The following is a 10,717-nucleotide window of genomic DNA, read 5'->3' as shown; positions in this document are numbered from 1 at the left end:
AGGATTAAGGGAATAAGGGTTATTATGGTGGTTTGCCATAATAGCCCTTATTTTTTTAAACGTAGGAATCAGATTGTTTGAGCACGTTTTGGCTGTGTAAATAGCGTGCATCTGTTTTATAAGCGGAGGTGACTGAAGGAGCGAGCACGTTTTGGCTACGTAGGATTAAGGGAATAAGGGTTATTATGGTGGTTTGCCATAATAGCCCTTATTTTTTTAAACGTAGGAATCAGATTGTTTGAGCACGTTTTGGCTGTGTAAATAGCGTGCATCTGTTTTATAAGCGGAGGTGACTGAAGGAGCGAGCACGTTTTGACCATGTAGCCAACGTAGGAATCAGATTGTTTGAACACGTTTTGGCTGTGCAAATAACGTGTTTTATAAGCGGGAGAGCGAACCAGAAATCTTTGATTTCGTTTGTGAGCCTTCACAAAGTTGACGCTAACTGATGAACACAGAGTGGAGTCAGTCGCGACAGCTACTGTGCTAAGATTGAAATTCCGTACCCGTTTTAACTACTTCCCTTTCCAGCACCTCACAACTCCCCACCAACATTTTCCAACAAAAAAACACCCAGCCATAGCCAGATGCTTTTCTCAATAATTGCTCTATTTCTGTTCATCGTTGGTTTTTAGTGGCTCCCCAGCTAATACTTGGAAGTTGTTGTTAATTGTTGGCGTCACTACCGGATGATGTTCAAGATATTCAAGAATCACTTGTGAAATAATAGTATGATCAGATTTAATGATTTTCTCTTTGGTGTACATTGGGTAGTGGCCACCACCACTTGCCCGGTATCGATTAAGCGCGATTTTAATTGTATCGTCGGGACTGACGTCCTTGCCGTGATACTGAAGTTTGGTTACTCTGTCGCCGACAGGACGGGAAACATCCAGGATGTAATCGATGCCTTCAAACATATCGTAATTGTAGTAACGTTGTTTTGGGAAAATAAACCGTTCGTTTACGACTACATGACCAGCCTTAGTATCAAAATACTCTGCACTAACTTCCAGGGCACCCTTCAAATCTGCCCCTGAAATTTCAGAAACGACAAGGGTGTTTGGATAAACATAGTTAGTGATTATATTTCTCATTGTGATTGGATTTGAAAAGCCATGAGCTTCGTTATTATAAAGGGCTGTTGCGGAAACATCGACTCCCATTTTATCCATTTGAATTTTTTGAATAAACTCAATAAACGAACTGTCTTCGGTTCTCACCTTGAGTGGATCCGTAAAGGTAAGGTTCCCATCGATTCTTGAAAGTGGTTTGTCCAACCATTTTGATAGGTGCTGAGCTAATGGTTGGATTGTTTCATCGATTTGTGGATCGATAGGATAATCAGCCACACTAATTAATTCACTCTCACTTTTCGTTACCCGGTGTTCTGATTGAGAGTAGTTCAAGGTAATTCTGCCGATAAACTCGCCCCGAAAACCGGGCTGAATCACGGGGACCTTGAATAAGTGACTAGCGATGCGACGATGCTGATGTCCAGAAATTAAGGCATCAATTCCATCGACGTGTTCCAATAAGTCATAACCCTTATTCTCACCAGGGTTAATATCAGTCCAAGTACCGGTGTGATCGCGTTCAAACCCGCCATGGTAGACAACAGCAGCGATATCAGCCTGCTCCTTAATCTCTGGTAGATATTTTTCCACGGCTTCCATTTCCGAAATCAAGTTGAAATCATCTGAATCACCGATGTTCTTCCACTTCTTGGTGCTGGTGGTAGTTAATCCTAAAAAGCCGACTTTACACGGGCCCACCTGCAGAATTTTATATGGTTTGCCAAGCATTGGTTCCTTGTTGTGATCAACAATATTAGCACAAACAAAATCGCGGTCAGACGCTGCCATCATCGATTCGAGGTACTTTACGCCGTAGTCAAATTCATGGTTGCCAATCGAGCCAATCTGATAGCCAACTTGGTTGTAGGCCTTTGCGTAGGCTGCTCGATCTTCATGATCTGCCATTTTTGCGACATAGTAAGACAGGGGCGATCCTTCGAGAAAGTCGCCGTTATCAATTACAACTACCTGTTCATCTGGGTGGCTTTTCTTATACTGCTTTATAGCACTGCACGCTTTTTCGATACCAAACGGTTTATCGAGGCCTTTGTCAACGTAATTGGTCGGCTCGATGAAGCCGTGAGTATCGCTAGTACATAAGAAAGTTATTTTCATATTTTCACCTACACGATATTCTATGAACTCAAGTATATAAAAGAATTGGCAAGATGTAAAACTGGTAGGACAAATAACACTTAAAATCTATTTTGTAATCCGTTATCCCTCGTCAACTGATTGCAGGTAAACCATCTGGTCAGTTGTTATACTTTGGTTTAATCGATCTGATAGGGCTTTTTCAATCTTATTTGCGTTGAATAGATTAGCAACAAAGGAATACTCATATTGGAACGCTTTGATCAAAAGTTGAGTTCTTCGCTGAGCAGATGACTCATCGATGTTGCCACGACTTAGCCTCATCGTGTAACCTTGACGAACATAGTTGACGGAGTCAGCGTTGTCAGGAGTCTCAATCTGGTCTAAGTAATCGTTTACGACGACCAGAATTTGTTTATTAGTTTTCCTTTGAATCTCAAAGAATGCTTGCTTGTTATTGTTCATTTTGGTTTGGTCAAACCCAGGCTTCCGAGCGATTTGTTGTTCAAATTTTTTGGTTTTCTTTCTTACAAATTGAACTTTGATCCAGAACCCTAACCGTGACCAGAAATTTCCACGTTGGTGGGAACGGGAAACACCACGGCGAGCGATTGCCTTTGCAAATCGGTCTGGGATTTGGTTATCTGTGAGCATTGAGTACAGTTTATCTTGGATTAGTTTATTAGTCTGGTTGGTGATTTCTTGAACCTCATCTCGGTTGATGTGACCGCGTTTTTTCTGACTGTTGAGCATATCGATGACGTAGTTCCGGTCGATGATTGGAATCGTCTCCTCCTGTTTGATTTGAGAAATGCTGTAATCAGCCATGGAGTTACGAAATTGGTAGAAAGCTTCTGCATTGTGCGCCTGCTTTCGGCCAACTAATCGAGGGAGCCACAGAGTTGGGGTTATCAAGCTTAATAGGATTACAATCGTTGCAATGAAAATTAGTTGGGATCTGAATGGAAATGACTCGCCGGCTAATGTTAGCGGTAACGAAAGAGCCATTGAAAGGGTGATAGTTCCGTGAATTCCGCCAATGGAAGTAATCAAGGCTTCCTTATTAGTGGCTTTTTCTTGGGGATGAACCTTTACTAAATTGAGTTTGACCCACAGGTAGCGAACTGCACAGATACCAAGGTATAAAATGGCCGCAAAAATCGTTAGTTTGAATATGTAACCTGTCGAGTAACTCACGACCTGGCTTGCAACGGTGGGAAGAGTAACTCCTAATAGGACAAAAACAACCCCAGACAAGAGTTTGGCAATCAAGTCCCAACTAGAACTCGTGACTAACTGGACGTCGGTTGATGTAAGTTTTAATCGACTGGAATTAAGCCCGTGAACAATTCCGGCGGTTACCGCTGCTAGGATGCCTGAAAAATGAAATTCCTCGGCCACCAAATAGATTGCAATTGGTGCCATCAAGGTTAGTGGTACCAAAACGCTTGATGTGTCCATTGATTTTGAAATAAGGAATTCGTACAGTGAGAAAAACAGGAGTCCTGCAATTAGGCCAAGGAAGATCCCGCCGAAGAAACTAATTCCAAAGCTGGTAAGCCCCTTAGCGATGGAAAACTGGCCAGAGGTGTAAGCAGAAATGGCAAGATTGAAAATCACGATACCAGAGGCGTCATTGAATAGCGATTCGGTTTCTAAAACCGAGGAGATAGATTCTGGCATGTCGATATTTTGGGTTATCGACTGTAATGCCAGTGAATCGGTTGGAGTGACGATAGCGGTTAAGGTGATACACAATGCAATTGGAATAACGGGCATTAAAGTGTGAAAGCCTAGTCCCATGATAACCGCAGTGATAACGGCAAGAAAAACCGCCATTGAAAACAAAGTTCCAAAGCCATCGCGAAACTGGGAAAGATCTGCTTTTAACCCGTCATGGTATAGTAGTGGCGCGATGATCAGTAACATAAACACCTCAGGGTAAAGGGTGTAATGATGAAAGAGTGGGACGAAAGATAAAGCTAATCCCGCAAATATTTGAAAAAAAGTTACCGGAATTCTTGATGAGGTTGATGCAATAACATTGGAAACGATGGTCGCAACTATTAATAAGACAACTGAATACAGAATCTCCATGATAAAAACTTCCCCCGATAATCGTTTTAATACCCACCATTATAGGATAAAGAATGAGGTAAAAAAAGTTAATTAGTTTGTGAAATTCTAATTGTAAAAAGTAAGTAACGGTGTTGACAATCATTTACCTTGTGATAATATTAAAACTGTAGATTAGGTTATTACAGATACCTATCCTATAAGGGGGATTCAATATGTTAAATTTATACGTTGCACAAAGCAGTGCTTCAAGTCGAAAGGCTCGAGCATGGCTCAAAGGTCACAATATTGACTTTAAAGAAAGAAACATTAATTCAAATCCATTAAACGCTGACGAAGTTAAGAAATTGCTTCGACTTACGGAAAATGGTAGTGAGGATATCATTTCTACTCGTTCAAATATCTATAAAAAGTTGAACCTTAACTTGGATAATTTGTCGGTATCACAACTAGTTAACCTAGTTGTTAAATATCCTGACTTGATCAAGCGGCCAATCATTTTCGATGACCACAGAATCGAAGTTGGTTTTAACGAAGAAGAAATTCGTCGTTTCTTACCAAGAAGTGTTCGGGAAGCCGAATTGCGTGAGCTTGAAGCTCAAATGATTGGTTAAGGTATTACTTACTAATTATAATTAATTTGAAAACGACAGTCGTGATGGCTGGCGTTTTTTTTGTGCATTTGGTAATTTGAATGCCCTGATTTAAAGTTTTGTAAGCAGGCAATTCTGATAAATTGTATAATTAAGACTAAAATAACTCTAAACGAAAGTTGGCACTAACATGATTAAGATGATTGCTTTAGATTTGGATAATACTTTGCTGACGAGTGATAAGACCATTTCTAAGGTTAACGAAAGCGCACTAAAGAAGCTGCACGAACAGGGAATTAAAGTGGTGTTGTGTACCGGTCGCCCAATCAACGCAATTTGGCACTTTATTGAGCAATTAGGATTAACTGAAGCAGCTGATTTCACGATTACCTTCAATGGTGCATTGGTTATTCACAATCAAGATAAGCAAGCCCTTGCCAAGAGTGGGATGAAGAAGGATGACTTAGTAGCCCTCCATGACTTTGCTCAAGCAAACGATACGCCACTTGATGTCCTAAACTTTGAGCAGGCATACTCAATTACCGATTTGAAGAAGTCGATTTACGAGGACCAATTTAATGGCCGGCTTCACTTCGATCACATGACCTTCGCTGATTTGCCTGATGACCAGCTTTATTCTAAGGCGATTTTAAGTGCAGTGAAGGAAGAGTTAGACGGATATGTTGCTAAGCTTCCTGATAACCTGTACCAGCAATATCACATCGTGCGGTCGCAGCCACATATCTTAGAATTTTTGGCTGCCGGAATGGATAAGAAGGTTGGCCTAAGTCATTTGCTAGATCATTTTGGTTGGGATTTTTCAAATCTGATGGCGTTTGGAGATGCTGAAAATGACCATGGAATGATCGAAGCTGCAGGGGTTGGCGTTGCGATGGCAAATGCTAGTGATGAGATTAAGGCTGTTGCCAACGAAACAACGCTTTCGAACGATGAAGATGGCGTGGCAGCATTTGTGGAGAAGGAAGCAACGCAGAAGCTGTTTAAATAAAAAACACATTGTGCCTGGGATAATTTAGGCATCATGCTGTGCCCTTTCCCAGGTCCAATGTGTTTTTTATTTAGATTATGGTTGATGGTTAGTTTTCCTTAAACAAGCCACCCAATCTACTCATAAATTCTTTCAAGTATCCATCAACATCAGCGTTAACAGCTACCTTAACGTTAGTATCAGGTTCAGATAATCTTGCTGGGTCACCAACTGTTCGACCATAGAACTTGTCGTCAGTTGTTACGTACATATTCAAATCAAGGCAGGTTACAAAGTCTGGATTGATTGCCACCCCGACAGCAAATGGATCGTGCAATGCACAACCGTGGAGGTCAGGGCTAGTAACCTCGTAGGCCTTAATGTAGTAATCAACGATATCAGCGAATGCTTTACCGGACTTAGTTCCTAAGTCACGCCATTGTTGAGTTTCCTTCTTTGTAAGTAGGGTTCTAAGGGTTACGTCTAGTCCAACCATAGTTAGGTGAAGTGGACTAGTAAACACGCGGTTTGCGGCGGCAGCATCTTGTTGAATGTTAGCCTCAGTTACGTTTGATACGTTACCAGGAACGGTTAGAGCTCCACCCATGATAGTTACGTTACCAATTTCTTTGGTAATTGAAGGATCCTTCTTGATGGCAGCATCCAAGTTGGTTAGTGGGCCAGTTGGTACTAAAATCAGGTCCTTACCGTACTTTTTAACTGAGTCGATAAGGAAGTCGATACCATCACCAGTTTCAACTGCGCGCTTTGGTTCTGGAAGTTCTACTTCACCAATTCCGTTGTCCCCGTGAATTTGGGCACTAACTGGCATTCTGTCAAAGTGATCAGATTCTGATGAGTGGGGAAGACCAACGTAAACTGGAACATCGGTTACGCCAAGCAATTCCAAAATCTTGAGGGAATTAACCGCACCGTCCTCAACGTACACGTTACCGTAAGAACCAAGAATCCCAATTAAGTCAACTTCTGGTGAGGCAACCGCATAAGCAATTGCCATTGCATCATCAATACCTGTATCAAGGTCTAAAATCATTTTCTTTTGGGCCATCAAAACTACCTCCATTATTGTAATATCAAGGATGAAAACCCTTTACTTAATAATACTAAATCTCGCCTAAAAACTCAATTTTTCTTACTCCTTGAAACAAATTAGTTTCTAGTTTACGCTTATAAGTATCTATATATAGGAGTTAGTAATGTTTAAAAAAATATCGAAATGGTGCCAAGGCATGTTTAGTTTTCTCTGGGCTGGTGTTCGAAGAAACTACGACAACTTGGACGATAATATTGCTCGTCATTTGGAAGAAAGTGGCGATAGGACGGTTGAAATTCATCTTTCAAAAATGTTTTCCGAAGTTTTTCAGAAACATACTAAGGATGAAGCCGATCGGTTATTTATTGTGGGGACGAGAAAAACAACGCCGTCTTTAGCTAAGGTTTCAAGTAGTCCGGTCAAACCATGGTTTTTTAGCCGGGTATTCCTGCTACTTGCGGTCAGTTTTACAATGCTGATGATGCTCTTAGTAATGTTCAAGTCGGATAAGGTAATTCCCGGAATTATCTTTATTGGATCATTGGCCGTGCCTTTTTCATTGCTAATGATGTTTTTTGAGATCAACGTTTACCAAAATATTTCCGCACTGCAGACGATAACTACGTTTTTAGTGGGAGGAATCCTGTCGCTGATCGTGACGATGACCCTTTATCTAGCCTTGCCAATCAAAACAACGGTCAGTATTGAAAATGCTCTGTTAGTCGGCTTTGTTGAAGAAGTCGCCAAGTGTATCGTGGTGATTTTGTTCATTAATCGGTATAAACTAAACTACATTTTTAACGGAGTGTTGATTGGAGCAGCGGTTGGAGCTGGTTTCTCAGTGTTTGAAAGTTCTGGTTATGTCAGTGAATATGGTCTATTTACAATTTTTACGCGTAGTTTCCAGGCGTTTGGAACCCATACCATTTGGGCAGCCATCGTTGGTGGAGCTGTTATTTTAGGGAAGACTAGAAAGCAACCATTTAGAGTAAAGGATTTCTTTACAAAGCCCCGATTTTTCATCTTTTTACTACTGGTAATTTTTCTCCATACCTTCTGGGATTGGGACATTCCTCACACAGGGATTGGGGTATCCATTGCTCAAGAGGTGTTCGATGTTGTAGTGGGATGGTTTACAATCACAATCTTGATTGATGCTGGATTGCGGGAAGTGAAGACCCTACAAGGTCAAAGAATTATCAATCGAAAAAATAAGAAAGCACAGAAACGATAGGAGTGCATAAAATGACTGAACCTTATGATATTACTGTAATTGGTGGTGGCCCCGCCGGAATTTTTGCGGGATTTTACGCTGGGTTGAGGAATGCCAAAACTCAAATTATTGAAAGTTTGTCAGAATTAGGTGGTCAGGTGACCGCTTTGTACCCTGAAAAGACGATTTTGGATGTTGGTGGCTATCCCCAAATCAAAGGAAGGGATTTGGTTAACCAACTTGAAGAGCAGCTTAAAACGGTCGATACAGAGGTTAAACTGAATACGACGGTTACCAACGTTGAGCGAACGGACGAGGGCTTCAAAATCACTACCGACAAGGGCACCAGTGAAACTAAGGGGATTATTATCGCAACCGGAGTGGGAGCTTTTAATCCTCGCAAACTAGCTGTTGATAACAGTGAAGAGTTTGAAGGGAAAAACCTGTTCTATAGTGTCAAAAATCTTGCTCATTTTAAAGGTAGGGATGTGCTTGTTGCTGGGGGTGGCGATTCGGCGATTGATGAGGCACTGTTGTTAGAGCCAGTAGCGCACCAAGTATACCTTCTTCACCGCCGGGAAAAGTTTAGAGCGATGGAACATAGTGTTGATTTGCTCGACCAATCAAGTATTGAATTGGTCACACCATACCTAATCAAAGAGCTGGCTGCCAAGGGTGATCAGGTTGAAATATCAGCCAAAAAAATGAAAACTGACGATGAGAAAAAGATGGTGGTTGACGATATCGTTGTCAATTACGGTTTCATTGCGCAGGATGACGCACTTAGTGGTTGGGGAGTCCATCCAGATGGTAGTCGGGGCAAAATTACTGCAAATACTAGCGGAATTACTAGTGAGAAGAATGTTTTTGCGATTGGGGATGTTTCTGATTACGATGACAAGCAGCCACTGATTGCGACAGGGTTCGGTGAAGCTCCTTTGGCAGTGAATCCCCTAATGAAAAGTATTTATCCTGATCGAAGAGGGCCAGTCCATAGTACGTCACTAAAGCGTTAAGCAAGTGGTGTAAACCGCTGGTTACGTTGCGAGCTTCCAGAGATTCATGGTAGGTTATTCATATCATGTGTGGGAGTTGGGTTAATTGGCTAAAGTAAGAACGATTTTTATGATTAGTTGCTACTTTGTGATTTTAGTGGCTGGAATTGCGGAAGCTGCTAGAAACCAAGCGCTTGGAGCAATTATTGTTGTGATGGCGGATTTATTTGTGGTCGGATTTAGAAAAGTGGAAGCACAGGTTGTTTCGGTAATGAACATAACAAAAAGGCAAGGAATTCAAGATTAACTTGAATTCCTTGCCTTTTTATATATACACAATCTTCAACTGACCAAAGCTCATCGATCCGTTGATATACACAGTTGGGCCATCAGTGAAATCACTTTGTTTAGTGTCAGTTTCACCAAAATTAGTGGCAACGTGGTTGATTACGTTCCATTCTTTTGGCAAGTAGAGCGTCACTTCACTAGTTGATCCATCAACGTTAATTACGGCATAATCATCCGTGATTTTTGCCTTATCAAAGTAAACATTTAGTGATGAAAACGAGGCGGTTATGTCTGCCCGTTGAAAGTTCTCGCTTTCGATATACTTAGTTGACTCACCAACGTTGATTTCAATATTGAAATGGGACTGATCATTTTCGATACCAGTTGTTTCCTGCGTAGTCTCTGAGAACCGACCAGCCCCGTTGATAAAATCCGCGGTTTTCTCCTCAGCCCAACGATTCCACCGTCTGATTCGTTGCCTGTGGATCAATGGTCGAAATAGAATCGATAGCCCAATACTTAGAAACAGGGCGATTCCTAGGATAGACCATGGAACCATGTGGGTAATTCCTAATGGCCCCGCATAAAGCATGACCAGAAAGGCAAGCGAGAAAACACTACCAAATACGTTAAAGTTGAGCAAGAACATTCCGAAAATGATTGCTAGAATGATGCTCATGATAATCGTTAAAATGCCAACGTGAAAGGTGATCCAGCCAACGTTGACTCCTAATATCCCAATTGCGGCCAGAATGAACACCGTTCCGGTGACCCACTGGCGTTGTCGTTTTCTACTCATTATTTAACCCCTTTTCTCTAATCGGTCCTTGAGTGGCCGGTAATAACGCCGAGACACGAATACTTGTTTTTGTGATTTTTGAAAACTAGCGACGGTCCCAGTTACTGAGCGAGTGATTGAAAATATTTGGTCTAAGTTGAGGATTGCCGATTTGGAGATACGGACGAATTTGCTTGGGAGAATGTCCTCTAATTCATACAGCCGCTGTTTAATAGTGTAATTATCAGTGGCGGTATGGGCGTGGACTTGTCGATTATCAGTCTCAAAAAACAGAATGTCGTTTAAATCCAAAAAGAATTCTGAGTCGTCCTTGTAATAGACCAGATTGGTTTCTTTAGGCACAGCGTTTGTGACGGTATCGTAAAGCTGCTTGATATTGTCGTCGTATTCTGGCGCCCTGATGACGATTTCCTTTTCCACAAGTGAATCATCAATTTCAACTCTAATTTTCATTTACACCCCTCGCTTTATTCTGTAATTACACCATTGTTTGCTTTCAGTGTAAACGAGATTTGCGTAAGTGGTCAAAAAAGTGGGCTA

Annotated in this window: 10 protein-coding genes; 5 read left to right on the top strand and 5 right to left on the bottom strand. The window is 41.5% G+C overall.

Annotated elements, in window-relative coordinates; all coding sequences use genetic code 11:
* Positions 1-608 precede the first annotated feature (608 nt).
* The gene (locus QOW94_RS06435; protein WP_283679453.1) at positions 609-2,192 is read right to left on the bottom strand and encodes a bifunctional metallophosphatase/5'-nucleotidase; all 1,584 of its coding nucleotides are present in this window, start codon (positions 2,190-2,192) and stop codon (positions 609-611) included.
* 102 nt (positions 2,193-2,294) lie between these two features.
* On the bottom strand, positions 2,295-4,268 hold the full coding sequence (locus QOW94_RS06430; RefSeq protein ID WP_283679452.1) for a cation:proton antiporter: 1,974 nt from the start codon (positions 4,266-4,268) through the stop codon (positions 2,295-2,297).
* A 194-nt stretch (positions 4,269-4,462) separates the two neighbouring features.
* Here QOW94_RS06430 and spx point away from each other — a divergent pair, with 194 nt between their 5' ends.
* Together spx and QOW94_RS06420 are read left to right on the top strand one after the other, a co-directional pair.
* Positions 4,463-4,861, top strand: coding sequence for a transcriptional regulator Spx (gene spx / locus QOW94_RS06425; protein WP_283679450.1), 399 nt, complete (start codon positions 4,463-4,465; stop codon positions 4,859-4,861).
* A 169-nt stretch (positions 4,862-5,030) separates the two neighbouring features.
* Positions 5,031-5,849, top strand: a complete 819-nt coding sequence (locus QOW94_RS06420) for a Cof-type HAD-IIB family hydrolase (protein WP_283679449.1) — start codon at positions 5,031-5,033, stop codon at positions 5,847-5,849.
* 88 nt (positions 5,850-5,937) lie between these two features.
* Here QOW94_RS06420 and QOW94_RS06415 read toward each other — a convergent pair whose 3' ends face one another.
* Positions 5,938-6,897: a nucleoside hydrolase gene (locus QOW94_RS06415; RefSeq protein WP_283679448.1), complete on the bottom strand. Its 960-nt coding sequence runs from the start codon at positions 6,895-6,897 to the stop codon at positions 5,938-5,940.
* 148 nt (positions 6,898-7,045) lie between these two features.
* Here QOW94_RS06415 and QOW94_RS06410 point away from each other — a divergent pair, with 148 nt between their 5' ends.
* The 3 genes from QOW94_RS06410 (at position 7,046) to QOW94_RS06400 (ending at position 9,397) form a co-directional block, all read left to right on the top strand.
* Positions 7,046-8,116: a PrsW family intramembrane metalloprotease gene (locus QOW94_RS06410; protein WP_283679447.1), complete on the top strand. Its 1,071-nt coding sequence runs from the start codon at positions 7,046-7,048 to the stop codon at positions 8,114-8,116.
* Between the two features lie 11 nt (positions 8,117-8,127).
* Positions 8,128-9,111 (top strand): NAD(P)/FAD-dependent oxidoreductase, encoded by a 984-nt coding sequence (locus QOW94_RS06405; protein ID WP_283679446.1) that lies wholly within the window; start codon positions 8,128-8,130, stop codon positions 9,109-9,111.
* 85 nt (positions 9,112-9,196) lie between these two features.
* A complete protein-coding gene (locus tag QOW94_RS06400; protein ID WP_283679445.1) occupies positions 9,197-9,397 on the top strand; it encodes a hypothetical protein in 201 nt (66 codons plus the stop codon).
* 18 nt (positions 9,398-9,415) lie between these two features.
* Here QOW94_RS06400 and QOW94_RS06395 read toward each other — a convergent pair whose 3' ends face one another.
* Both QOW94_RS06395 and QOW94_RS06390 read right to left on the bottom strand, forming a co-directional pair.
* On the bottom strand, positions 9,416-10,177 hold the full coding sequence (locus QOW94_RS06395; RefSeq protein ID WP_283679444.1) for a LiaF transmembrane domain-containing protein: 762 nt from the start codon (positions 10,175-10,177) through the stop codon (positions 9,416-9,418).
* 3 nt (positions 10,178-10,180) lie between these two features.
* Positions 10,181-10,630, bottom strand: coding sequence for a LytTR family DNA-binding domain-containing protein (locus tag QOW94_RS06390; protein WP_283679443.1), 450 nt, complete (start codon positions 10,628-10,630; stop codon positions 10,181-10,183).
* Positions 10,631-10,717: the final 87 nt, after the last annotated feature.

Origin of the sequence: Lentilactobacillus sp. Marseille-Q4993, from assembly GCF_951230165.1 — a bacterium.
In the GTDB taxonomy this organism is placed as follows: Bacteria; Bacillota; Bacilli; order Lactobacillales; family Lactobacillaceae; genus Lentilactobacillus.
Note: the sequence above shows the minus strand (reverse complement) of the source record. Positions and strands in the feature narration are given on the sequence as shown.